Genomic DNA, 23624 nt, shown 5'->3' with positions numbered 1-23624 from the left:
CCACCGTGGAGAACGCCATGTCCCTCGCCGCAGCCTATCCTTCACGGACGAGCGCCGAGCCCTTTCAGCCTCTGGTCGAAAGTGCCGCGTTCAAGAATTCGATGCGCCATCTCGCCGGCGCCGTCAGCGTCATCACGGTCGGCCAGGGTTCCGACCTGACCGGCTTTACCGCGACCTCGGTCTCGTCGCTCTCGGCCGATAATCCCTCGATCATCGTCTCGCTGAACCGCTCGTCCTCCTCTTGGCCGATCATCCAGCGCTATCGCAGCTTCTGCGTGAACGTACTCGCCGACGACCAGCAGCATGTCGCCGATAATTTCGCCGGACGCGGTGGCATTAAGGGTGCCGATCGCTATCAGGGCGCCGATTGGCAGCAGCTCGTCACGGGCAATCTCGGCCTCGTCAATGCGCTGACCGTGCTGGATTGCGAACTCGAGGAAGCGATCGAGCGCCATTCGCACGCGATCCTGATCGGATCGGTCCGTGCCATCACCGTCAGATCGGAAGTTCAGCCGCTGCTCTACTGGCACGGCGGCTATCGCCACCTCTCCAACCACACCGCTCCGACCGGCAAGGCCGGCTGAGGATGCGGGGCGGATCACGCGGCACCGCGGCCGCGCGATCCTCGCTTCATTTGAGGGCGAAGCCGAGCGCGCGGATCGTGTCGGCGATGGCGTGGCGACCCTTCAGGGCCTCTTTCGTACCGATCCGGACGGAGGCCTGTTCGGTCCAGTCGACCGCGGCCCTCATATTCGGTACGGAACAGGCCATCCTGCTGCGGCACGGGCAGATCACCGGGCAGCCTCTCGTCGAGCTTCAGCCGCTCACGATCGATCTGCAGCACGCCGACGAGGCTGCAGTCGAGTGGGACCCGGGCGAAAAGGTCGCCTTGCCGCTGCTTGGCCTCAGCTTCGGTTCCACCATTGCTCATGGACGCCCGGCGGCGTTCCGCTCAACGTCGCCACGCGACCAGGCAAGATCAAACGCATCGAGCGCCTGGTCCGCCAGCGCCGTCGCGTCTCTGGTCTCGATGTAGAGATCGCCGTAGTGGCGCTTGATCCACGGGTCGATGCGGATCGGTGGTATCGGGCTCGAATAGGTCGGTCATGGGAACTCCGTCGTCTCGAATTCTAATCGTGAAGGCGCGGGAAGCCGTGGCGCTCCGAAAGGAGTTCGAGGATCCGCCTGGTGTCGCTGACGAAGGCGCGGTCGTCATGACGCTCGGCATCCGCCGGCGCCTCGCCATCCGCCAACACCAGAACCGGCAGCGACTGGTTCGTCTCGCCGAGAAGATCGATCACGGGCTGGCGTGGGCGGGCGAACGGCACGCGAACGACATCGAGCCTGGTCGCCAGATCGGGAAAGGCGGCGAGCAGCCCCTCGACCTGATTGCAGTAGGGACAAACGAAGCGTTCGCCCGGACGCGTCGGATCCTCGAAGCCCGGCTCAATCAGAAATAGCTTGTCTCGGCTCATGAGCGCTTGATCCCTGGCATTGGATGAAAGTCCTGTCGGCTATTCGGCGGCGGCCACCGCCTCAGTGGCGGCAAACCGGTTGGTCGGACGCTTGAGCCCGAGATTTTCGCGCAGCGTCTTGCCCTCATATTCGGAACGGAACAGGCCGCGACGGCGCAGTTCGGGCACGACCAGCTCGATGAAATCGGTGAGGCCGCCCGGATTGATCGGCGACATCAGGTTGAAACCGTCGGCACCATAATTCTCGAAGCGCTCCTCGAGTTGATCGGCAATCTGCTCCGGCGTACCGACGAGCTGCCAATGGCCGCGCGCCCCGGCAATGCGCAGATAGAGCTGGCGGATCGTCAGGTTTTCACGCCGCGCCAGCTCTATCAGAAGGGCCTGCCGGCTCTTGCCGCCATTGGTCTCGGGCAGCTCCGGCAGCGGGCCATCGAGCGGATATTGGGAAAGATCGACGCCTCCAGAGAGGTTGGCCAGCAGGTTCAGCCCAACCTCGGGCTGGATGAGCGCCTGCAATTCCTCGAACTTCTCCCGCGCCTCGGATTCCGTCCGGCCGATCACCGGATGAACCCCTGGCAGGATCTTCAGATCATCCGGCGAGCGGCCATATTTCGCCAGTCGGCCCTTCACGTCGGCGTAATAGGCGACAGCCTCATCGAGCGTGATCTGCGCGGCGAAAATCGCCTCGGCGGTGCGGGCGGCAAGTTCCTTGCCGGCCTCGGAGGCGCCGGCCTGGACCACGACCGGGTGGCCCTGCGGCGAGCGGGGAATATTGAGCGGCCCGCGAACCTTGAAATGCTTGCCGCGATGATTGAGGACATGCAGCTTGTCGCGGTCGAAATAGCGCCCGCTCTCGCGGTCGCGCGGGAAGGCGTCATCCTCCCAGCTGTCCCATAGGCCCAGCACGACATCGGCGAATTCCTGCGCGCGCTCATAGCGATCGCCATGCAGCAGATGCGCATCATGGCCGAAATTGAGCGCTGCACCCGCATCCGACGACGTGACGAGGTTCCAGCCGGCGCGTCCTCCGCTCAAGCGATCGAGCGAGGCGAACTGGCGGGCCAGATTGTAGGGATCGGAGAAGCTCGTCGAAGCCGTCGCGATCAGGCCGATATTCTCCGTGACGGCGGCAAGCGCGGAGAGAAGCGTGATCGGCTCGAAGGGATAGGTGCCGTTATGAGCCTTGCGACTCGCGGCGTCAGGATCGTCGAGCCGAACCCCGACACCATCGGCGAAGAAGATTGCGTCAAACTTGGCCGCCTCGGCGAGCTTCGCCAGCTTGACGAAATCCTGAAACTCGCTGTCGGGCTGCGCCTTCGGATGGCGCCAGGCCGCGACATGGTGGCCGGTGAAGAGAAGAAAGGCGCCGAGCTTCAACTGTTCCTTGCGCTTTGCCATGACAGGCCCGCTCCGATGTCAAAGGGTGATTTCGATCGGCCAGAGCCGAAGCCTCATGCGGCTCGGCCGGCGGATCGCTTGATGAACGGGAGCCATGCTAGCCGGCTGATTAGTCTATCAACAAGATAGACTATTGTCTTTTGAGGCCGGTTGAGAGGCGTTCATCGCGACAGAACGGCCATCGGCGAAACGGTGGCGGCTCAGCCCAGGACGGCGCGGGCGGCGATGCCGCGGATCAGATTGCTTTGCGGCGCATGGGCACGGCCGGCGACAGCGTCGCGATGGTGACGCTCCAGCGGCGACGTGCGCGCAATGCCGGGATTGCCGCCCAGTTCGAGTGCCAGACTGGTGATCGCGAAGGCGTTTTCGATGACGACATGCTTGACGCTCGCCGCAGCCGGACCGACCGGCAACCCGGCATCGACGTCGTCCGCAATCGAACGCAGCAGGCGCGCATTCGCGATCAGCCGCACCTCGATATCGCCGATCCCGTCGCGGATGCGCGGGACGGTGGAGAGTGGGGCGCCGAGGCTGCCCGGGACACGATTCTTGACGAAATCGACGATCCAGTCGCGCGCGGAACGGGCGACACCGTCATAGACCGAGGCGATCAGCGTGAAAGCCCAGGCCATGCCGGTCTCGTCGCGCTTCACGCCCGCCGACGCAGGAACCTCATCCAGCAGGTGGTCGAACGGCACCGCCACATCATCGAGAACAACGTCATGACTCGCCGTTGCGCGCATTCCGGCCGTGTCCCATGTCTTAATCACCGTGATGCCGGGGGCATCGAGCGGCACGAGAAGATGGGAGAGGCGTGGGTTCTCCTCCTCCGTCACGGCGAGGATGGCGGCATAGGTCAAGCCGGGCTGCCCCGTGACGTAGCTCTTGCGGCCGGTGATCCGCCAGGCGCCGTCGACCAGACGCGCCCGCGTCTCGGGCAGCGCGCCGTGCGACGGCGATCCGACGCTCGGTTCGGCCTGCGCCGCGTTCAGAAGCGTCGGCTTTTCGAGCGAACGGCGCACGAGCGCCTCCGCCAGATGTGGCGGCCATTGCGGCGAGCGCGCGATCGTCGCGAACTGGAGATAGTTCATCGCGAGCACGAGCGCCGTCGAGGGCTCGCCGCGCGCGATCTCGCTGATCACGGCCTGCGCATCGACAAGACCCCTGCCCGGCCCGCCATAAGCCTTGGCGGCGGGGATCGAGAGCAACCCCGCCTCAAACAAGGCCTGAAAATTGGCCGCCGGGAATTCGCCCGTAACATCGTGATGCGCGGCAGTCTGCGCAAAGCGGTCTGCAAGCACCCGCGCCTTGCCGATGAACGTATCGTGATCGGCGACGTGACTGTTCATGATGATCCCCTTGGCCGTCAGGCGACGGCGAGCGTGTCGAGCGCTTGATAGGGCCGCTCGTCGACCCAATCCGCGATACCGAAATCGCCAGCCAGGAAGCCCTCGTCGCGGAGGAAATCCTTGTAGTGGCCGACAGCATCGACGAGGTCGGGATCGAGTCCGATGCCGAGATGGCGGTGCAGATCCGGCCCGTTGGCGGCGAGGACGGTCTCTTCCGAGGCGCCGACCTCGCGGCCGACGAAGCGGCGCACCTCGTCTGGATGGGCCTCGGCCCAGGCGCCGGCGCGCCGGATCGTCCCGATCAGAGCCGCGACCAGATCCGGCCGCTCCTCCGCCAGGCGTTCATCGACCGTGAGCACGCGCGGCGAGCCGGAATTGATGCGGATCTTCGGGTCGGGATGGAAACCGAACTCGACGATCGGAACGGCGGCGAACAGGTTGGCGACCGTGATCCCCTGCGTGCCTTTCACATAGACCGCATCGACCTCGCCGCGGATGAGCGCCGCGATCTCGTGCGCATAGGGCAGACGCTGCTTCAGGCCGAAGCGGGTGGGGTCGCCGACGCCGTCGATCACGGATTCGGCGACGGGAATGTCGACGATCTCCACATCGTGCTTGGTCAGCCCTTCCAGCGACAGCGCGGAGACGAGGCCCTTCAGGGCGGTGGCCTTGAGGAAATCGACGATCCCCGCCGGCCGGCTCGCAATGCCGAAGCGGCGGCCAACTAGATCGCGCGTGGTCCTGATGCCTGTCTCCGGCAAGGTGATCAGCGCCTGGAACTCATCCGTCCAGGTTATGCCGACCAGCCGCGTCGCCCGGCCTTCGGAACGCGCACGGATCGGCGGAACATTGCCGCCCTGGCGGAACGACCAGGAAAGGTGATGGTCGAAATGGCTCTCGCGCACTGATCGATCGGGTGAATCGATGATTGATTTCAGCGTGACGCCGTGATGCTGGAACGTCTCCTCGAGCCAGCCGAGCTGTGCCGCGAGACCGAGCGGCGTCGGCACGGGGCAGCGCGTATACCAGACGTCGAGCGTGTTCGTGTCGGTCATGGTGATCTCCCTCAAAGGCGCAGGCCGGCCTGCTTCATGAGCGGCAGAATGCGGTCGCCGAAGAATTCGAGGTCGGGCGCGAAATCGAAGAAGGAGAGCTGCAGCCCGTCTATGCCGGCCTGCTTCAGCTTCACGAACTGATCGACGATCTGTTCGGGGCTGCCGATGACGCGGATATTGCCACCGACGAACTTGTAGGGGTCGACGCGGCCCTCGCGACCCTTCCAGGCATGAGCGTCGCTGTCGAAGGACTGGAAGCCGTTCTTCGAGCGATGATCGGCATGGGCGACGATCGCGTCGGCATAGTCCCAGGCTTCCTTCTCGGTCTCGCGGGCGATGACCATGGGATTGAGCAGCGTACGGACGCTGCGGCCGACATCGGTCGCCGACTTCTTGACCCGCGCCGCATGGGCCGGCAGCGATTCGAGCGCGCTGTCGATGTCGGAGCCGGTCGGGCTGGTGATGAAGACGATATCGGAATAGCGGCCGGCAAAGGCGATGCCGGCGTCCGAGCCGGTCGCGTTGACGAGCACCGGCCGGCCGAAATTCGGCTTCGGCGTCACGAAGCCGCCGCCAAGCTTCCAACTCGACTGACCCTCGAAGGAGAAATTCTCCTTGTCGGTCCAGAGCCGGTTCAGCACCTCGATGAATTCGGCCGCGAGCTCATAGCGCTTGTCGTGCTCGATCCGTGGCCAGCCGAACATCTCGTGTTCGACCGCCCGGTGCCCGGTCACGACGTTGATGCCCCAGCGCCCGCCGGTAATGTGATCGAGCGTCGCGCCGAACTTCGCGAGATGGAGCGGATGCCACGGCCCATAGAGGACGTGGATGGTCGAGATCAGGATGATCCTGTTCGTCAAGCCGGCGAGCGCGCTGATCGAAATGAAGCTGTCGAGCGCCTGCCCGTCGAAGACGCCGCCATAGCCGCCCTTTGGCAGCCATTGCGAGAGTGCGAAGACGAGGTCGAAGCCGAGTTCCTCGGCACGCAGCGTCAGCTTCTTGTTGTAGTCGAAGCTCCAATCCGTCGTGCGCGGCAGGGTCGATTGCGTCCAGCCACCCGCCTGGATCGGCAGGAAGAGGCCGAGCAGGATCGGCTGCTCGAGCGCCTTGGAGAGCGGGCTATCCGGATAATCGATCGGCGAAGGCAAATGCGGCAGGCCGACGATGGATCCCGGCTTATGAGCGATGTTCATGCTGCGCGTCCGTGAAAGGCGGGCGGGCAGAGGCCCGCCCTTTTGATGAGGTCAGGCGATGAAATGCACGTCGGCGAGATTGCCGGCGACGCCATCGGCGCCGACCGTGTGTCCCGCAACGCGCTTGTCGTAGATGGTCAGGTCCGGCTGGCTGACGATGCCGATATCCGGCAGGTCCTCGACGAGGATCTTCTGGAAATCGACGAATTGCTGATAGCGGAGCGCGGGATCCACCTCGACGGAGGCGGCCTCGAGCAGGGCGTCGACCTTCGGATTATTGTAGTGCGAGCCATTCGAGAACGGCACGCCGGGCTTGAAGTTCTTCGACCAGTAGAGGCGCTGCACGCCGACCGTCGGATCGAACAAATTGCTCATGCCGTTGAAGGTGAAGTCGAAATCGCGATCGGTGTAGACGCGCTTGGTGTAGGAGGCGAAATCCTGCGAGCGCACCGACACGTCGATGCCGACCTTGCCGAGTGCCTGCTTGATATAGTCGGCGCCGCGCTTGTAGCTCTCCGCGCTCGGCACATAGTCATGCACGAGCCGAACGCGCACGCCGTCCTCGCCGCGCTTCAGCCCCGCCTCGTCGAGCAGGGCCTCGGCCTTGGCCCGATCGATGGGATAGGTCTTCAGCTCGGGATAGTAGAACTTGGTGAGGTTCGGGCTGATCGGGCCGGGAATGGTCTGGCCATAGCCGTAATTGATCGTATCGCGGATCACCTGGCGATCGATCACATGGGCGAAGGCCTGGCGGACGCGGACATCCTGGAACACGGGGCGGTCCAGGTTGAATTCCACCCGCGATATGCCGTTTGCATATTGGTAGCCGTTCCGCTCGAAGGCGATGTTCGGCAATTGTTCGAAGCGCTCGAGATCGCTGAGCGGCACCGGCGAGGACGGCCCGATCTGGATCTCGCCAGTCTCGATAGCGAGCGCGCGGGCGGCGATGTCGGGAATGAAGCGAACCACGAGCCGGTCGACATAGGGCTTGGGCTGGTCCCAATAATCCGGGTTGCGCTCGTAGACGATATGGCTACCGCGCACCCATTCCTTGAAGAGATATGGCCCCGTGCCGATCGGTGCATTCGAGACGGGATTGGTGTCCGCCTTGGTGCCTTCATAGAGATGCTTCGGCACGATCGGGGTTTCCGATGCGGCAAGCGCGCTGATCAGGTAGGGCGCAGGCCTGGAAAGCACGAGCACGACCGAATGCGCATCCGGCGTCTGGATATCGACCAGGTTGCGGAACGTGCTGCGACCGCGCGGGTGAACCTCCTTGATAGTCGCAATCGAATAGGCGACGTCGGCCGAGGTGAAAGGCTGACCGTCATGCCATTTGACGCCCTCGCGCAGCTTGAAGCTGTAGCGCAGGCCATCCGGGCTGACCGACCATTCCGTCGCGAGCTGCGGCCTCGGGTTCAGGTCGAAATCATAGGTGAGCAGGCCCTCGGTCGTCTTGGCGGAAAGATAGACCGAATTATAGGCAGTCTGCGCGATCGTCGTGATGACTGGCGGCTCGGCGGAAAGCACGAGATTGACGGTTCCTCCGCGCTTGATCTCGTCGGCAGAAAGGCGAGACACGCGCCCAAGCAGACCAGCCCCCGCAGCACCGGCCGAGAGAGCCAGGAAGCGTCGGCGGGAGGGCGTGAGAAGAGATGTCGTCATGTTGAACCTTGTCTTGAAGAGATCCGGTCAAGCGGTCGAAGAGCCGTTTCATCATTGGGCCGTTTGAGGGGTCTGCGTTTCCGCGATCCCGTCCTGATGAGAAATCCATCCCTGCTCTACGGCGAAGAGAGCAATATTTCGGTACGTAGATCCAGTTAATGCCGATATTCAGGATCAAATTTCTATAACTAGATTTGACAAAGTCCATAAAACTAGTCAACTTATATTTCAACGAGCTGGCCACCCGGCGGCATGACCGGACGCCACCCTTGAACAGCTCGATATCCATTCGCGTGAACGGACCATCGGATGACGGCTTACCGACGGATAGGGCGTGCGCTCCTGCGCACCGCGCTTCAGGCGATCCCCACAATTTTGGTGATCATCGTCCTCGACTTCTTCCTGCTGCAGCTCGCACCTGGCGACGCTGCCGACGTCATGGCCGGCGAGGCCGGTTCGGCGACGGAGGAGACCGTCGCGGCGCTGCGCTCACGTTTCGGGCTCGACTTGCCGATCCTCCACCGGCTCTTTGCCTATCTGGACAATCTCGCCCATTTCAGCCTCGGCTTCTCGCCGCGCTACAACATGCCGGTCGCCGAACTGATCGGGCAGCGCCTGCCGGGCACGCTGCTGCTAATGCTGGTCGCGCTGGCGATCGCCGTCGTCCTGGGCCTCGCGCTCGGCTCGATCATGGCAGTCTTCGCCGGCAAGCTGCCCGACCGGATCATCTCGGTCCTCTCGCTGCTGTTCTATTCGATCCCCGGCTTCTGGATTGGCCTGATGCTGATCGTGCTGTTCTCGGTCAAGCTCGGCTGGCTGCCGAGCGGCGGCTCCGGAACGATCGGCTCGGACCTCACCGGACTTCATGCTGTCCTCGATCAGCTCCGCTACATGATCCTGCCGGCGACCTCGCTGGCGCTGTTCTATGTCGCGATCTATGCCCGGCTGACGCGTGCGGCGATGCTGGAGGTCAAGTCGCAGGACTATGTCCGCACCGCGGCCGCCAAGGGCCTCTCTCCCTTCACGATCACGACGCGGCACATCCTCCGCAACGCCTTGCTGCCGGTCACGACGATGGCCGGCATGCATCTCGGCGGCATGCTCGGCGGCGCCGTGGTCGTCGAGACCGTCTATAGCTGGCCTGGCCTCGGCCGCCTCGCCTTCGAGGCCGTGATGGGGCGCGATTTCACCGTCCTTCTCGGCATTCTCCTCCTCTCCTCGCTCGTCGTGATCGCCGCCAATGCAGTCGTGGACCTGCTCCATGCCTGGCTCGATCCGCGCATCGGAGTTCGTTGATGAGCAATCCAGATACCGCCGAGCGCGCGCCGGTCGTCCTGAACCCGGCCCTCGCCTATGATCGTTCGCCGCCGAAACCGGATGCGCCGACGCCGAATGAGGAACGCTGGTCGAACGTCCATGCCCCGGACGCGATGAGGGCGACCACCGCTTCTGCCGAGACGGGAACGACGTCGGCGAACCGCGCGCTCAGGGTTTTCCTGCGCAATCCCAATGCCATGACGGGCCTGATCTTCCTGGTCCTCGTCGTGGCCGCCGCGCTGCTCGCGCCCGTGCTCTATCCCGAGGACCCGCTCTCGATGGTCGCGCGACCCTTCATCTGGCCCGGCACCAACTCGACCTATCCGCTCGGCACCGACTCGCTCGGCCGCGACGTCCTTTCCGGCATTCTGCACGGGGCCCGGATCTCGCTGCTCGTCGGCATCGTCGCCACCGTAATCGGACTCGCCGTCGGCCTGATCATCGGTTCGACGGCCGGCTATTTCGGCGGCTGGGTCGATGACGTCCTCGTCAAGCTCATCGAGATCGTGCAGACGCTGCCGAGCTTCATCCTGCTGGTCGTGCTGGTCGCGATCGCCCAGCCATCCGTCGCCGTCGTGACGGGCGCGGTCGGCATCGTGTCATGGCCGACCGTGGCGCGGCTCGTGCGCTCCGAGTTCCGCGCCATCCGCGAGAAGGACTATGTCGTGGCGGCGCGCAGCCTCGGCTATGGCCATGTTCGCATCATCATCCGCGAAATCCTGCCCAACGCGCTGCCGCCGATCATCGTCACCTCGTCGGTCATGGTCGCCTCGGCGATCCTGATGGAATCGGCGCTTTCATTCATGGGCCTCGGCGATCCCAATCTCGTCTCCTGGGGCTCGATGATCGGCGACGGCCGTGAACTGCTCCGCACCGCTTGGTACCTCACCGCCATTCCCGGCCTCGCCATCGTCTTCACCGTGCTGGCGCTGAACCTGATCGGCGACGGCCTGAACGACGCGCTCAACCCACGCTTCACGGACGAACGCTGATGGCCAATGCCTCCCTCCTCTCCGTCCGCGACCTGACGGTCAAATTTCCCAGGATCGAGCCGGTCCGCAATCTCTCCTTCGATGTCTCCGAGGGCGAGACGCTGGCGATCGTCGGCGAATCCGGCTCCGGCAAATCGCTGACCGCGCTTGCCCTGATGCGGTTGCTGCCGAAGGCGGCGCAGATCACCTCGGGACGGATCGACTTTTCGGGCCGCGACCTGCTCAAGCTGGACGATCGCTCGATCCGCAGCCTGCGCGGCAAGGAGATCGCCATGATCTTTCAGGAGCCGATGACCTCGCTCAATCCGGTGCTGACGATCGGCCGCCAGATCACGGAAAGCCTGCGCCTGCATGAAGGGCTCTCGGCCAAGGCCGCGAGGCTCCGCGCGATCGAACTGCTCGACCTCGTGCGCATCCCGGCGCCGCACAAGCGCATCGACGACTACCCGCACCAGCTCTCCGGCGGCATGCGCCAGCGCGTGATGATCGCGATCGCCGTCGCCTGCCGGCCGCGCCTGCTGATCGCCGACGAGCCGACCACCGCGCTCGACGTGACGATCCAGGCGCAGGTGCTCGACCTGCTCGACCGGCTGCGGCGCGAGCTCTCCATGGCGCTGATCCTGATCACCCATGATCTCGGCATCGTCACGCAATGGGCCGACAATGTCGTCGTCATGTATGCGGGGCGAAAGGTCGAACAGGCCCTGCCGGAAGCGCTCTTCGCCGATCCGCTCCATCCTTATACGCGCGGCCTTCTCAACGCCTCGCCACGCCTCAAGGACGACTATCACTATACCGACGGGCCGCTGACCGAGATCCCCGGCAGCATCGTCTCGGCGATCGGCGAGAATGGCTGCCCGTTCGCCCCGCGCTGCCCGATCGTGCGCAGCGGCTGTCGCACGCGCGTTCCCGATCTTCTCGTGCCGGCCGAGGACCGCCTCGTCGCCTGCCCCGTCATCTTCGCTGAGGGAGAGCGTCATGTCGCTGCTCGCGGTCTCTGACCTCCACACCCATTATGCCGGCCCGAGCGGAACGCTGCGCGCGGTCGACGATGTCTCGCTCACCGTCGAGGATGGCGAGACCGTCGGCCTCGTCGGCGAATCCGGCTGCGGAAAATCGACGCTCGGCAAGACGATCACGCGGCTCGTCGCACCGACCAAAGGCAGCATCGTCTTCAAGCAGGAAGACATCACCAGGATCAGCGAGAGATCGCTACGCCCGGTCCGCCGGCGGCTGCAGATGATCTTCCAGGACCCGTTCGGCTCGCTCAATCCGCGCCAGAACATCCGCGATATCCTGACCGCGCCGCTCGTGGTCCACGGCTATGGCAACCGTGCCGAACGGGCGAAGCGCGTCGAGGCGCTGATCGACCGCGTCGGCCTGCCGCGCACGGCGCTTTCGCGCTATCCGCATGAGTTTTCCGGCGGCCAGCGCCAGCGCATCGGCATCGCGCGCGCACTGATCCTCGATCCGGAGCTCGTCGTCTGCGACGAGCCGGTCTCCGCGCTCGATCTCTCGATCCAGGCGCAAATCCTGAACCTGCTCTCCTCGATGAAGAAGGATCTCGGCCTCTCCTATCTCTTCATCTCGCATGACCTCTCGGTGGTGCGCTATTTCACCGATCGCGTGCTGGTCATGTATCTCGGCCGCATCGTCGAGAGCGCCGACAACAGGACCCTCTGGGCACAGCCGAAACATCCCTATACCCGCGCCCTGATGGATGCCGTGCCCGATCCGTCGCGCCGCCGACAGGCCGCGCCGATCTCGGGCGACCTGCCGAGTCCGCAGAATATCCCGAGCGGCTGCCGCTTCCATCCGCGCTGCCCGCTCGCGACCGACATCTGCCGCACCGTTGACCCGGCGCTCACATCCTTCGGCCCGACGCATCAGGTGGCCTGCCACCATGCCGATGCGGCCTGACCCTTCCTGCCTTCTGAAACTGGAGTTCTCCCATGGTTGACTATCGCTATCTCGGCCGCAGCGCGCTGAAGGTCTCGCCGCTCTCGCTCGGCACGATGATGTTCGGCGGCCCCGCCGACGAGGCCACCGCCCACCGCATCATCGCCAAGGCGCATGACCAGGGCATCAATTTCATCGATACCGCCGACGTCTATGGCGACGGCGTCTCGGAGGAAGTGACGGGCCGCGGTATCAAGTCGAACCGCGACGACTGGGTCGTGGCGACGAAGTTCGTCAATTCGCACAAGAAGGGCCCCAATCTCGGCGGCCATTCGCGCAAATGGATCATCCAGACGGTCGAGAACAGCCTGCGCCGGCTCGGCACCGACTATATCGACATCCTCTACTTCCACCGGGCCGTCTTCGACGCGCCACTCGGCGAAGCCGTGCGCGCCATTGCCGACCTGATCCGCGACGGCAAGCTGCGCTATTTCGGCGTCTCGAACTTCCGCGCCTGGCGCATCGCCGAAGTCGCGCATCTGGCGGACGAATTCGGCATCGACCGGCCGGTGGCAAGCCAGCCGCTCTACAACATCGTCAACCGCACCGCGGAAGCCGAGCAACTCCCGGCCGCCGCCTATTACGGCCTCGGCGTCGTCTCCTACAGCCCGCTCGCCCGCGGCGTGCTGACGGGCAAGTATGATCCCGCTTCGGCACCGGCCGCCGATACGCGCGCCGGCCGCAACGACAAGCGCATCCTCGAGACGGAATTCCGTCCGGAATCGCTCCAGATCGCGCAGCAGATCCGTGCGCACGCCGAGGCGCGTGGCATTTCGAGCGCCGATTTCGCGCTCGCCTGGGTGCTGAACAATCAGATCGTCACCGCCGCGATCGCCGGTCCGCGCACCGAAGAGCAGTGGGACGGCTATGTGAAGGCGCTCGACATCCGCCTGACCGCCGAGGACGAGGCGCTGGTCGACAGGCTGGTCACGACCGGCCACGCCTCGACGCATGGCTTCAACGATCCGAGCCATCCGGTCGAGGGCCGCGTGCCGCGCATCGCTGCCGGCGGCGCCTCGCCCGTCGTGCCCTTCGTGCGCCCGGTCAAGCAGGCAGTCGGCGCCTGACGTCGTCGACCGATCCGCCTGATGCGCTCGCTAAATCTCCATTGAACCGAGATGGCCGCGCCCTGTTGCGGCCATCTCTCGCTCAGCGTTGATCCCGGCTCCAGCCTGCTTGTATATCTGGCCGATAGAAATTATGTCTAAGAAACCGGTTCGACCTGAAATACGGTTCCCGAACGAAATTCTCAGACAGTCCGTCGGGCCGACCGCCTCCGGACGGGATCGTGCGCCGAGCATCATGCTGACCAAGAAGGGCAAATACGGCCTCAAGGCCCTCGTCTATCTCGCGCAGATTCCTCAGGGTGAATTGGCGCTCGTCAGCGATATCGCGACGGCCAACAACATCCCGAAGAAGTTTCTCGACGCCATATTGGGCGAACTCCGCAATGCGGGCTTCGTCACCAGCCGCAAGGGCAAGGGCGGCGGCTATCGCCTCGCGCGGGCCGCGACCGAGATCAAGGTCGGCCAGATCATCCGCGTCCTCGACGGCCCCCTCGCCCCGATTTCCTGCGCCAGCCGCACGCGCTACGAGCCGTGCGATGATTGCGACGAGATCACCTGCCAGGTTCGGCACATGATGCTCGAAGTGCGCCAGGCGATCGCCGACGTGCTCGACCATCGCACGCTCGCCGAAATGCGCGACCTGGGCAGCGAAAGCGACAACAAGGTCGCCTTCGTGTACCAGATCTAGCGTCGGCACGACCCAGCGCAGACACAGCCTCTCCTCCCCGCGACGGATCGCGCCCGGGTTCTGGCTGGTTTCAAGGAACGCCCGGTCGTCCGCTCCGCCCGGGATGACGGCCTGTGGCCGGGTTTGTCCCGGCCATCCACGCCTTCCTGTCCTTCGCCTCGCCACACACCGACCGCAGGCAAGACGTGGACGCCCGCAACACGTGCGGGCATGACGGCTCAGATGTTGGACAACAAGCGTCACCCCAAGCTCGATCCAAACCCTCCCCCTGAGGGAGGGTCAAAACCGCAAAGCGGTTTTGGGGAGGGGGGCGCGTTGATCGGACCGGCGCCTGTCCGTGCCGACATCCGCCGACACCAACCGCCAAGCACGCTTCGGCAAGGGCCGAAGCTACCCCCGCCCCGAAAGTGCTTTGCACTTTCGGCCCGCCCTCCAGGGGCGGGTTAAGGGGAGCTACGCCCTGCCGCCTGCGCCGTCATGCTTGGCTTGCACCATCACCCCCTCCAGCGCCGTCATCCCCGCGAAAGCGGGGACCCATTCAGCCGAGGCATTGGGAGTCCGCTCCGCCCGGGATGACGGCCTGTGGCCGGGTTGGGCGTAGCCCCCGAACGCCCCCCCACGCTCCACTTAACCCGCCCCTTGCGGGCGGGTCAAAACCGCAGAGCGGTTTTGGGGCGGGGTCGGGTTGCAGGGGCCGGACACGGAGCCGTCAAGACCGGCTCGAGACAAGAACGCCTCGGCTTCGCCAAGGCTAACCCCGCCCCGAAAGTGCTCCGCACTTTCGACCCGCCCGCAAGGGGCGGGTTAAGGGGAGCTACGCCCTGCCGCCTGCGCCGTCATGCTTGGCTTGCACCATCCCCCCTCCAGCGCCGTCATCCCCGCGAAAGCGGGGACCCATTCAGCCGAGGAATTGGGAGTGAAAGAAAAACCGCTCAGGCTGCATGGATCCCGGGTCTCCGCTGCGCTCCGCCCGGGATGACGGTCTGTGGCGAGTTCGCGTGGCGCCCGAACGAAACCCCACGCTCCGCTGAACCCGCCCCTTGCGGGCGGGTTGAGACGGAGCCTTGGCCCTGCCGCCTGCACCGTCATACGCGTCCAGCGCGGCCCCCTCTTTCGCCCCCTAAACCCGCAGGCCCGCCTGCTTGAGCAGGGGCAGCACGCGGGCGCCGAAATATTCGAGGTCGGGCGCGAAGTCGTAGAAGCTCAGTTGCACGCCATCGATGCCGGTCTTGTGCAGGGCGACGAGCTTGTCCACCACCTGTTCCGGCGTGCCGATGATCTCGATATTGCCGCCGAGGCCGAGACCCTGCTTGTGGCTCGGATCGAGGCGGCCGCGCCAGGCATGGGCGTCGCTGTCATAGGCCTGGGGCGAGAAGCCCTGGCTGGTCGCGACCGGCTTGCCGGCGACGATCGCTTGGGCATAGGCGTTCGCTTCCGCCTCAGTATCGCGGCTGATGATGATCGGGTTGATCAGCGTCTTGATCGGCCGGCCCGCCGCCGCGGCTGCCGCGCGGATGCGACCGATATGCGCCGGCAAAGTATCGAGCGCACTGTCGATATGCGCGCCGCCCGGCGAGGTAATGAAGACGAGGTCCGAATAATGCGCTGCGAAGTCGATGCCGGCCGGAGAACCGGTCGCGTTGACGAGGATCGGGCGGCCGAAGGCGGGCTTCGGCGTGATGAAGGCGTTGTGCAGCTTCCAGGGCGAGAGCTTGCCGTCATAGGAGTAATTCTCGTCGTCAGACCAGAGATGCTGCAGGACGTCGAAGAGCTCGGCCGTCATGGCGTAGCGCTGGTCGTGCTCGATGCGCTGCCAGCCGAACATCTCGTGCTCGACAGAGCGATGGCCCGTCACGATGTTGATGCCCCAGCGCCCCTTGGCGATGTGATCCAGCGTCGCGCCATATTTGGCGATGTGGAGCGGATGCAGCGGACCGTAGAGGACGTGCATGGTCGAGATCAGCAGGATGCGCCTGGTGATCGCCGCCATGGCGCCGAGCGCGACGAACGCATCGAGCGAGGCTTCGCCGTCATAGCCGCCCTTGGGCAGCCATTGCGTGCGGCTGAAGGCGAGCTCGAAGCCAAGCTCGTCGGAGAGGCGGACGATCTCGGCATTGTAGTCGAAGGTCCAGCTGTTGCTGGTCGGATGCGAGGAGATGTTGATGTCCTGCAGGTTCAGGAACGCGCCGAGCATCAGCGGCTGGCGCGCGGCCTCAGACAGCGGACTATCGGGGAAATCGAAGGGGCTCGGGAAACGCGGCGCGGCGGCTTCGGCGATGACGGACATGCGGCTCTCCGGAATTCATGTGCGGCCCGCCCGTTGCGACAATGCCGGCTGCGAGGTCTTCGCGCCAGTCACGGGCGGTTTCCGGTGATTTATAGGCAGAAGAAACGGCGCTGTTGAACGCCACCGGAGCGGTCGCCGAAGACGTTTGCGGCGCCGATCGCGGCCGCCGCGCGCAACTCTTGCCCGCCCAGGCCGATCTCGGGTCAACGATACTCACGGGAGAATGAAATGGAGAATGGATGACCTCGGCCAGCAAGCATTCGCATGGCCAACGACAATATTTTTTCAGTCGACTTACCCTGCCCTCGGCTCGAAAACGAAGCATATCGGCTGCGCTCGGCGGCCTCACCTGTTTCGGAGAGATCGATGTCCTCACTGTCCCGGCGCGACTTCGCAAAGGCCCTGATGCTCGGCGTGGCGACGATCGCGCTCCCGGCCGCGCGGATCGCACCGGCCTATGGCGCGGAGAGTGCGCCGGTGAGCGGCGGCACGCTGAACTTCCTGGTCCAGCCCGAGCCGCCGACCCTGCTGACGCTGGCGCATACGGCCGGACCGACCACGCGGGTCAGCCCGAAGATCACCGAAGGCCTGCTCGCCTATGATCTCGATACCTTCGCGCCGATCCCGCAGCTCGCGACCGCCTGGTCGGTCTCGCCGGACGGGCTCGAATATACCTTCACGCTCCGCGAGGGCGTGAAATGGCATGACGACCAGCCCTTCACCTCGGCCGACGTCGCCTTCTCGATCCTGACGCCGAGGCAGGTGCATCCGCGCGGCCGCGCCACTTTCTCCAGCGTGACCGAAGTGCTGACGCCGGACGACCATACGGCGGTGATCAAGCTCTCCCATCCCGCGCCCTATCTTCTCGGCGCGCTGCAGGCGAGTGAATCTCCGATCGTGCCAAAGCATGTCTATGAGGGCACCACCGATTTTCCCGGCAACCCGAACGGCCGCGCGCCGATCGGCACCGGCCCGTTCAAGTTCAAGGAATGGGTGGTCGGCAGCCACATCATCCTCGAGCGCAATCCGGACTATTGGGACGCGCCGAGGCCCTATCTAGACCGCATCGTCGTGAAGTTCATTCCCGATGCGAGCGCCCGCCTTGCGGCGATCGAGGCCGGCGAGGTCGATCTCGCGCCGGATACGCCCGTCTCGCTCTCGGAAATCGAGCGCATCAAGGAACTGCCGAATATCGGCGTCGACGATCGCGGCGCGGACTATTCGCCAACGGTCTACCGGATCGAGTTCAACCTCGACAGCAGATATTTCAAGGATCTGAAGGTTCGCCAGGCAGTCGCCCATGCGATCGACCGGCAGAAGGTCATCGACATCGCCTTCTATGGCTACGGCATCCCGGCGACCGGGCCCATCAGCCCGCTGCTCAAGAAATTCTACAATCCCGCCACGCCCGTCTATGGCTACGACCTGAAGGAAGCGGAGCGGCTGCTCGACGAGGCCGGCTATCCGCGCGGCGCCGATGGCGTCCGCTTCACCGTCGAGCATGACGTCATGCCCTATGGCGACACCTATACGCGCATCGGCGAATATGTCCGCGACAGCCTCGGCAAGGTCGGCATCAAGGTCGTGCTGCGCGGGCAGGACGTGCCCAGCTGGCTGAAGCGCGTCTATACGGATCGCGATTTCGACTTTGTCACCAACGGCATGGGCAACACATTCGATCCGACGATCGGCGTGCAGCGCCTCTATTGGTCGAAGAACTTCAAGAAGGGCGTGCCGTTCTCGAACGGCTCGGGCTATTCAAACCCGGAAGTCGACAAGATCCTCGAGCAGGCGGCGATCGAGAACGATCCGGCCAAGCGCGTCGAGCTCTTCAACCAGTTGCAGGTGATCATCGCGCACGACGTGCCCGACATCACGCTGATCGGCTTCCGCCAGCTCACCATCTACAACAAGCGCGTCAAGGATTTCATCACCGTGGCCGATGGCCCGTCGGGAAGCTTTGCCGCGACCTATATCGACGCCGGCGCCTAGTCGCGGGTCCGCCCCTCCCTCCTCCTATCCAGACGCACAGGGCCGCCGGCGATCGTTCGGGCGGCAGAGGTTCGATCATGAATATCCAGACCGCCGCCTTGCGCCCCGACGGGCCATCCGCCACCGCACGTCCGGACCGCGCGACGCTGCTGGCGCGGCTCCCCGCGCTTGCGGCTGAGATCGCCAAGGGCGCTTCGGAGCGCGACATCGATCGCGCGCTCCCGTTCGAGGCCTTCGCGCTGTTCCGCAAGTCCGGCCTCGGCGCCATCCGCGTTCCCGTCGAGCGCGGCGGACCGGGCGGCTCGATCAGCGACCTGATCGAGATCATCGCGACGCTGGCGGCGGCGGATTCCAACGTCGCCCATGCGCTGCGCTCGCATTTCAACTTCACCGAGGCACTGATCCTCTCGGCGCGCTCGCCCGGCAATGATCTCCAGCTTTCCCGCGTCCTCGATGGCGCGATCTTCGGCGGCGCCTTCACCGAACTCGGCACGGCGCAGCCCGGACAGGTGACCACCACGCTGAAACGGCAGGGCGACAGCTATCGCCTGAACGGCAAGAAATATTACGCGACCGGCACCGCCTTCTCCGACTATGCGAGCTTCGGCGCGCTGGACGAGGACGGCGTCTTCGTGACCGCGCTGCTGCCGCTCGACCGGCCCGGCATCCATATCCTCGACGATTGGGACGGCATGGGCCAGCGGCTGACCGCGAGCGGCGGCGTCGACCTGATCGACGTCGAGGTGTTCGCCCACGAGATCGCGCCGCGCGAGCTGGTCAATCTGGTCGGCCGCCACACATCGGCGCTGCGCCAGCTGCACCTCGTCGCCTGCGCCGGCGGCATCATCCGCAATGTCGTCTCCGATGCGACGGCCTATGTGCAGAAGCAGGCACGCGCCGCCCTGCACAGCCATGTCCAGCGGGCGATCGACGATCCGTTCGTGCAGCAGATCATCGGCGAGCTTTCGGCCAATTCCTTCGCGATCGACGGCCTGATCGCCGCCAATGCCGCAGCGCTCGATCGCTCGGCCTCGGCGCTTCTTGCCGACGCGTCCGAAGCCGATGCCGATGCGAACATCCTGCAGGGCGCGCTCGCCACCGCGAAGACCCAGATCGTGATCGCCAAGCTCGCGCTCAGGACGGCCGAGACGATGTTCGATGTCGGCGGCGGATCGGCGACCTCGCGCAAGCTCAATTTCGATCGCCACTGGCGCAATGTCCGCACGCTGCTCAACCACAACCCGCTGCTGCACAAGGCGCGCGTGGTCGGCGATTTCACCCTGAACGGCACCACCGATCATCTGAAGGAAGGCCGCGTCTTCTGAGGCGCGCCCGCCCCGCTCGGGCGCGGACCGCGTTCCGCCCTGCCGACACCCAACCAAAAGGCTACGTCATGACACACGGACGATTTGGACAGATTGCGAAGCGCCTCGGCCTCGGGCTGGCGGCGACCGCGATGCTCGCCACGGCGGCGCTCGCCGATGACGCGCCGGACCTCTCGAAACTGACCATCACGGTCGGGACCCCGAACAAGACCGGCCTGCATCGCCAATTGATCGCATCGGGCGAAGCCGACAACGTCCCCTACACGATCAAGTGGGCGGACTTCGACTCGACGCCACCTTTGGTCGAGGCGCTCCGGGCCGGCCATGTCGACATCGCCGCCGGCGGCGATACGGGCGTGCTGTTCGGCATCGCCAATGGATTGAAGATCACCATCCTCGCCGGAACCTGGGAACGCAAGGAGAGCGGCAGCGCGATCCTGGTGCGCGGCGATTCCCCGCTCCAGACGGTCGAGGAATTGAAGGGCCACAAGGTTGCCCTGCCCTATTTCACCAAGCAGCACTACCAGTTTGCCAAGGCGCTCGAACAGGCGAACGTCCCCTTCGACGAGAAGCTGATCCTGCGTCTGAACACCACCGATGGCCTCTCGGCGCTGGTCAACGGCCAGGTCGATGCCTTCGTGGTCTGGGATCCGAACACGGCGATCGCCCAGCAGCAGCATGGCGCCCGCATCCTGAAATCGCTGAGCAAGGTCATAGACACGGCGGGTGTGCTCTATACGCCGACGGCCGATCTCGACGACCCGGCGCGCAAGGCCGCGCTGCAGGACCTGACCCGGCGCATCATCCGCGCCCAGGCCTGGGTCAATGCCCATCCCGACGAATGGTCGGCGCAGGTCGCCAAGCTTTCGCAGATCTCGCCCGATGCAGCCGCGCTGCAGACGAGCCGCTCGCGGGTCGAATATGTCCCCGCGACCGATGCCGACGTGATCGCCGGCTGGCAGCAGGAAGTCGACTACTTCCACAAGACCGGGTCGTTCAAGACCGCCTATGACGTCAAGGATTACGTCGCCAAGGATTTCGGCGATGTGATCACCGATGAAAACAAGAAGCTGGCGGCCTCGCAGTAATGGCCGACACGACCGCAACCGGCGCGCCGTCCTTCCCCAGGACGGCGCTGGATACGAAAGCCCGACGGGACGAGGCCGCGCCGGCTGGGCTGGTGCGCATTGCACCGGCGCATCAGGCCCGGCGGCCGCTCGTGCCACGGTTCGTGAGCCGGATGACCGGCGCGGTCGCGCTGCTTGCGCTCTGGTGGTTCGCCACGAGCCTCGGCTGGATTTCGGAGGATCTGTTTCCCTCGCCCCGCACCATGGGTCAGACGCTGCTCGAACTGTTCGACAGCGGCGAGCTTTCCGAGGCGATGACGCTGTCGCTGCAGCGGGTCTTGTCCGGGTTCGCCATCGGCGCTTTCACCGGCATCGGCCTTGCGGTCCTCTCGGGCCTTTTCCGCCTCGGCGAGGATCTCGTCGACGCGCCGATGCAGATGGCGCGCACCCTGCCCTGGGCCGGCCTGATCCCGCTCCTGATCATCTGGCTCGGCATTGACGAGGCGCCGAAGGTGACGCTCGTCGCCTTTGCCGTGACCTTCCCGCTTTACGTCAACACCTTCGCCGGCATCCGCAATGTCGATCGGACGCTGGTGGAAGCGGCCCATACGCTGGGACTGGGGCGCGCCGCGCTGGTGTTCCAGGTGATCCTGCCGGGCGCCCTCCCCAATCTCCTGGTCGGTCTGCGCTATTCGCTCGGCTCGGCATGGCTCGCGCTGGTCTTCGCCGAGACTGTGAACGCGCAAGGCGGGCTCGGCTATCTGATCACCCATGCCCGTGAAGTCTACCGCGTCGACATCATCCTCGTCTGCCTTGTGATCTACGCGATCCTCGGGCTCAGCGCCGATCTGATCGTGCGCGGACTCGAGCGCGGATTGCTGCGCTGGCGGCAGAACTTCGCTGGAGCGTGACCATGAGCCAGCCCGCTGCACCGCACGATCTCGCCATCCGCGTCCGTGGACTGGTCCGCCGCTTCGACGAGCGCACCGTCATCAAGGGGCTCGACCTCGACATTCGCCGCGGCGAGTTCGTGGCCCTGCTCGGCGCCAGCGGCTGCGGCAAGAGCACGCTGCTGCGCATCCTCGCCGATCTCGATCATGACATTAAAGGCGATGTCTTCGTCTCGCCACGGCGCGGCGTCGCGTTCCAGGCGCCGAGGCTTTTCCCGTGGAAACGCGTCTGGGCCAACGTCGTGGTCGGCCTCCCCGGCAGGCGCGACCGCGCACGCGCCGATGCGGCGCTGGCCGAGGTCGGCCTTGGCGCGCGCGGTGACGCATGGCCGAAGGACCTTTCCGGCGGCGAGGCGCAGCGCGCTTCGCTCGCCCGGGCGCTGGTCCGCAATCCCGACCTGCTGCTGCTCGACGAGCCCTTCGGCTCGCTCGACGCACTGACGCGATTGAAGGCTCAGGCGCTGGTGGCCGATCTCTGGCAGCGCCACCGCCAGGCGGTGCTGCTGGTGACCCATGACGTGGAAGAAGCGCTGCTTCTCGCCGACCGCATCCTCGTCATGCGCGACGGGTCGATCGCCCATGAGGCGATCCTCGACTGGCCGCGCCCACGCGCGCTCGGCGATCCGGCGCTCGACCGCCTGCGACGGCAATTGCTCAGCTGGCTCGGCGTCGACGTGCCCGCCGTTTCCGCTCCGCCCTCCCCCTCGGCCGATGCGCCGACCCGCAACAAGGATAGGTCTCCCATGAGTGCTCCGACCATTGACGCACAGACTTTCCGGTCCTGGATCGAGGATGGCGAGGAACTCGCCGTGCTCGACCTGCGCGATGCTGCCGCCTTCGGCAAGGGCGAGCCGCTTTATGCGACCAACCTGCCGGCGGACCGTGTCGAGGCCGAGATCGGGCGACATATTCCGCGCCATGCGGTTCGGACCGTTTTGGTGGACGATCGCAGCGGCATCGCCGTCGAAATCGCGGAAAAGCTCGCACGCGCCGGTCGCAGCCATGTCGTGGCGCTTGCTGGCGGCGTTCCGGCCTGGCTGGCGCTTGGCGAGGGCCTGCCGACCTTCGATACGCCCGGCGTCGTCTTCTCGCTCGCGATCCGCGACGAGCGCGGCACGCCGGTCGTAAGCGCGGCGGAGCTGAAGCAGTGGCGCGATGCCGGCAAGGATGTGGTCGTGCTCGATACGCGCACGGTCGAGGAGTTCACGCGCGACCATGTGCCCGGCGCGATCAGCGTGCCCGGCGCCGAGCTGCTGCTGCGCTTCACCGACCTCGTGCCCTCGCCGGAGACGCAGGTGCTCGTTTCCTGCGCCGGACTGCCGCGCGCGATCATCGGCGCGCAGACGCTGATCGATGGCGGCGTTCCGAACAAGGTCGCCTATCTCGACGACGGCACCGCTGGCTGGCGCAAGGCCGGCCTCGCGCTCGAGACGGGCGCAACCCGCCTCTACGGGCCGGTATCGGAGGCGGCGCGCCGCGCAGCCGAGAGCTTCACTGCCCGCATCGCGGCTGAGGATGCGATCCCCGAGATCGACGAGGCGACGGCGCGCGCCTGGCGGAATGATGAGGGCCGGACGACCTATTGGCTCGACGTGCGCACGCCCGAGGAATTCGAGGCCAGCCATCTGCCCGGTTCGATCTCGTCGGAGGGTGGGCAATTGCTCGGCGTTTCCTATCGGACCATCGCGGTGCGCGGCGCGCGCGTCGTGCTCATCGACGAGCCGACGGGAACGCGGGCCGCCACGACGGCCCATTGGCTGAAGCGGCGCGGCTTCGAGATCGCAATCCTCAAGCACGACTTCGCCGGCAGCAAGCTGGCCGCGGTCGCGTAGAGCCGGACAGAGG

The 23624-nt window shown here is 65.4% G+C and carries 20 protein-coding genes and 1 pseudogene; 14 read left to right on the top strand and 7 right to left on the bottom strand.

The window, feature by feature from the left end:
* Positions 1-17: 17 nt before the first annotated feature.
* Together QO014_RS03200 and QO014_RS03195 are read left to right on the top strand one after the other, a co-directional pair.
* Positions 18-584, top strand: coding sequence for a flavin reductase family protein (locus tag QO014_RS03200; protein WP_370877081.1), 567 nt, complete (start codon positions 18-20; stop codon positions 582-584).
* A 77-nt stretch (positions 585-661) separates the two neighbouring features.
* On the top strand, positions 662-1036 hold the full coding sequence (locus QO014_RS03195; RefSeq protein WP_266347193.1) for a hypothetical protein: 375 nt from the start codon (positions 662-664) through the stop codon (positions 1034-1036).
* A 94-nt stretch (positions 1037-1130) separates the two neighbouring features.
* Here QO014_RS03195 and QO014_RS03190 read toward each other — a convergent pair whose 3' ends face one another.
* The 6 genes from QO014_RS03190 to QO014_RS03165 form a co-directional block, all read right to left on the bottom strand.
* The gene (locus QO014_RS03190) at positions 1131-1475 is read right to left on the bottom strand and encodes a DUF3088 domain-containing protein (protein ID WP_266347192.1); all 345 of its coding nucleotides are present in this window, start codon (positions 1473-1475) and stop codon (positions 1131-1133) included.
* A 39-nt stretch (positions 1476-1514) separates the two neighbouring features.
* Positions 1515-2873 (bottom strand): LLM class flavin-dependent oxidoreductase, encoded by a 1359-nt coding sequence (locus tag QO014_RS03185; RefSeq protein ID WP_266347191.1) that lies wholly within the window; start codon positions 2871-2873, stop codon positions 1515-1517.
* A gap of 200 nt (positions 2874-3073) precedes the next feature.
* On the bottom strand, positions 3074-4222 hold the full coding sequence (locus QO014_RS03180) for an acyl-CoA dehydrogenase family protein (RefSeq protein ID WP_266347190.1): 1149 nt from the start codon (positions 4220-4222) through the stop codon (positions 3074-3076).
* 17 nt (positions 4223-4239) lie between these two features.
* Positions 4240-5277, bottom strand: coding sequence for an ABC transporter substrate-binding protein (locus QO014_RS03175; RefSeq protein WP_266347189.1), 1038 nt, complete (start codon positions 5275-5277; stop codon positions 4240-4242).
* An 11-nt stretch (positions 5278-5288) separates the two neighbouring features.
* Complete coding sequence (locus tag QO014_RS03170; protein ID WP_266347188.1) at positions 5289-6470, bottom strand: LLM class flavin-dependent oxidoreductase; 1182 nt, start codon at positions 6468-6470, stop codon at positions 5289-5291.
* A 51-nt stretch (positions 6471-6521) separates the two neighbouring features.
* Positions 6522-8135, bottom strand: a complete 1614-nt coding sequence (locus QO014_RS03165) for an ABC transporter substrate-binding protein (protein ID WP_266347187.1) — start codon at positions 8133-8135, stop codon at positions 6522-6524.
* A 309-nt stretch (positions 8136-8444) separates the two neighbouring features.
* Here QO014_RS03165 and QO014_RS03160 point away from each other — a divergent pair, with 309 nt between their 5' ends.
* The 6 genes from QO014_RS03160 to QO014_RS03135 all read left to right on the top strand — a co-directional run bounded on the left by QO014_RS03160 (position 8445) and on the right by QO014_RS03135 (position 14158).
* Positions 8445-9431 carry an ABC transporter permease gene (locus QO014_RS03160; protein WP_266347186.1) on the top strand — a complete coding sequence of 329 codons (987 nt, stop codon included), beginning with the start codon at positions 8445-8447 and terminating at the stop codon, positions 9429-9431.
* Positions 9431-10444: an ABC transporter permease gene (locus QO014_RS03155; RefSeq protein WP_266347185.1), complete on the top strand. Its 1014-nt coding sequence runs from the start codon at positions 9431-9433 to the stop codon at positions 10442-10444. The genes QO014_RS03160 and QO014_RS03155 overlap by 1 nt, the downstream gene beginning before the upstream one ends.
* Positions 10444-11445, top strand: coding sequence for an ABC transporter ATP-binding protein (locus tag QO014_RS03150; RefSeq protein ID WP_266347184.1), 1002 nt, complete (start codon positions 10444-10446; stop codon positions 11443-11445). Before QO014_RS03155 ends, QO014_RS03150 begins: the two co-directional genes overlap by 1 nt.
* Positions 11423-12364: an ABC transporter ATP-binding protein gene (locus QO014_RS03145; protein WP_266347183.1), complete on the top strand. Its 942-nt coding sequence runs from the start codon at positions 11423-11425 to the stop codon at positions 12362-12364. The genes QO014_RS03150 and QO014_RS03145 overlap by 23 nt, the downstream gene beginning before the upstream one ends.
* 32 nt (positions 12365-12396) lie before the next feature.
* Positions 12397-13470 carry an aldo/keto reductase gene (locus tag QO014_RS03140; protein ID WP_266347182.1) on the top strand — a complete coding sequence of 358 codons (1074 nt, stop codon included), beginning with the start codon at positions 12397-12399 and terminating at the stop codon, positions 13468-13470.
* Positions 13471-13705: 235 nt separating this feature from the next.
* Positions 13706-14158 (top strand): RrF2 family transcriptional regulator, encoded by a 453-nt coding sequence (locus QO014_RS03135; RefSeq protein WP_266347181.1) that lies wholly within the window; start codon positions 13706-13708, stop codon positions 14156-14158.
* Between the two features lie 1120 nt (positions 14159-15278).
* On the opposite strand, the gene QO014_RS03130 is transcribed toward QO014_RS03135, so the two are convergent.
* Positions 15279-16445 (bottom strand): LLM class flavin-dependent oxidoreductase, encoded by a 1167-nt coding sequence (locus tag QO014_RS03130; protein WP_266347180.1) that lies wholly within the window; start codon positions 16443-16445, stop codon positions 15279-15281.
* 366 nt (positions 16446-16811) lie between these two features.
* On the opposite strand from QO014_RS03130, the gene QO014_RS03125 reads away from it, so the two are divergent.
* From QO014_RS03125 to QO014_RS03100, 6 genes and pseudogenes are all read left to right on the top strand, one after another.
* Complete coding sequence (locus tag QO014_RS03125) at positions 16812-18437, top strand: ABC transporter substrate-binding protein (RefSeq protein ID WP_266347179.1); 1626 nt, start codon at positions 16812-16814, stop codon at positions 18435-18437.
* A 77-nt stretch (positions 18438-18514) separates the two neighbouring features.
* Positions 18515-19762, top strand: coding sequence for an acyl-CoA dehydrogenase family protein (locus QO014_RS03120; RefSeq protein ID WP_266347178.1), 1248 nt, complete (start codon positions 18515-18517; stop codon positions 19760-19762).
* 68 nt (positions 19763-19830) lie between these two features.
* Positions 19831-20850, top strand: a complete 1020-nt coding sequence (locus QO014_RS03115; RefSeq protein WP_266347177.1) for an ABC transporter substrate-binding protein — start codon at positions 19831-19833, stop codon at positions 20848-20850.
* The gene (locus QO014_RS03110; protein ID WP_266347176.1) at positions 20850-21740 is read left to right on the top strand and encodes an ABC transporter permease; all 891 of its coding nucleotides are present in this window, start codon (positions 20850-20852) and stop codon (positions 21738-21740) included. The genes QO014_RS03115 and QO014_RS03110 overlap by 1 nt, the downstream gene beginning before the upstream one ends.
* 2 nt (positions 21741-21742) lie before the next feature.
* Positions 21743-22471, top strand: a pseudogene (locus tag QO014_RS03105) (ABC transporter ATP-binding protein); the annotation flags it as partial.
* 51 nt (positions 22472-22522) lie between these two features.
* On the top strand, positions 22523-23611 hold the full coding sequence (locus tag QO014_RS03100) for a rhodanese-like domain-containing protein (RefSeq protein WP_266347777.1): 1089 nt from the start codon (positions 22523-22525) through the stop codon (positions 23609-23611).
* Positions 23612-23624 lie beyond the last annotated feature (13 nt).

It is taken from the genome of Kaistia dalseonensis (assembly GCF_030814715.1).
Taxonomy (GTDB): domain Bacteria; phylum Pseudomonadota; class Alphaproteobacteria; order Rhizobiales; family Kaistiaceae; genus Kaistia; species Kaistia dalseonensis.
Note: the sequence above shows the minus strand (reverse complement) of the source record. Positions and strands in the feature narration are given on the sequence as shown.

Bases quoted from the DNA above. Each gene is read 5' to 3' on its own strand.
- QO014_RS03200 (WP_370877081.1), top strand. From the start codon at position 18: ATGTCCCTCGCCGCAGCCTATCCTTCACGGACGAGCGCCGAGCCCTTT.
- QO014_RS03190 (WP_266347192.1), bottom strand. From the start codon at position 1,475: ATGAGCCGAGACAAGCTATTTCTGATTGAGCCGGGCTTCGAGGATCCG.
- QO014_RS03185 (WP_266347191.1), bottom strand. From the start codon at position 2,873: ATGGCAAAGCGCAAGGAACAGTTGAAGCTCGGCGCCTTTCTTCTCTTC.
- QO014_RS03180 (WP_266347190.1), bottom strand. From the start codon at position 4,222: ATGAACAGTCACGTCGCCGATCACGATACGTTCATCGGCAAGGCGCGG.
- QO014_RS03175 (WP_266347189.1), bottom strand. From the start codon at position 5,277: ATGACCGACACGAACACGCTCGACGTCTGGTATACGCGCTGCCCCGTG.
- QO014_RS03170 (WP_266347188.1), bottom strand. From the start codon at position 6,470: ATGAACATCGCTCATAAGCCGGGATCCATCGTCGGCCTGCCGCATTTG.
- QO014_RS03165 (WP_266347187.1), bottom strand. From the start codon at position 8,135: ATGACGACATCTCTTCTCACGCCCTCCCGCCGACGCTTCCTGGCTCTC.
- QO014_RS03160 (WP_266347186.1), top strand. From the start codon at position 8,445: ATGACGGCTTACCGACGGATAGGGCGTGCGCTCCTGCGCACCGCGCTT.
- QO014_RS03155 (WP_266347185.1), top strand. From the start codon at position 9,431: ATGAGCAATCCAGATACCGCCGAGCGCGCGCCGGTCGTCCTGAACCCG.
- QO014_RS03150 (WP_266347184.1), top strand. From the start codon at position 10,444: ATGGCCAATGCCTCCCTCCTCTCCGTCCGCGACCTGACGGTCAAATTT.
- QO014_RS03145 (WP_266347183.1), top strand. From the start codon at position 11,423: ATGTCGCTGCTCGCGGTCTCTGACCTCCACACCCATTATGCCGGCCCG.
- QO014_RS03140 (WP_266347182.1), top strand. From the start codon at position 12,397: ATGGTTGACTATCGCTATCTCGGCCGCAGCGCGCTGAAGGTCTCGCCG.
- QO014_RS03135 (WP_266347181.1), top strand. From the start codon at position 13,706: ATGCTGACCAAGAAGGGCAAATACGGCCTCAAGGCCCTCGTCTATCTC.
- QO014_RS03130 (WP_266347180.1), bottom strand. From the start codon at position 16,445: ATGTCCGTCATCGCCGAAGCCGCCGCGCCGCGTTTCCCGAGCCCCTTC.
- QO014_RS03125 (WP_266347179.1), top strand. From the start codon at position 16,812: ATGTCCTCACTGTCCCGGCGCGACTTCGCAAAGGCCCTGATGCTCGGC.
- QO014_RS03120 (WP_266347178.1), top strand. From the start codon at position 18,515: ATGAATATCCAGACCGCCGCCTTGCGCCCCGACGGGCCATCCGCCACC.
- QO014_RS03115 (WP_266347177.1), top strand. From the start codon at position 19,831: ATGACACACGGACGATTTGGACAGATTGCGAAGCGCCTCGGCCTCGGG.
- QO014_RS03110 (WP_266347176.1), top strand. From the start codon at position 20,850: ATGGCCGACACGACCGCAACCGGCGCGCCGTCCTTCCCCAGGACGGCG.
- QO014_RS03100 (WP_266347777.1), top strand. From the start codon at position 22,523: ATGAGTGCTCCGACCATTGACGCACAGACTTTCCGGTCCTGGATCGAG.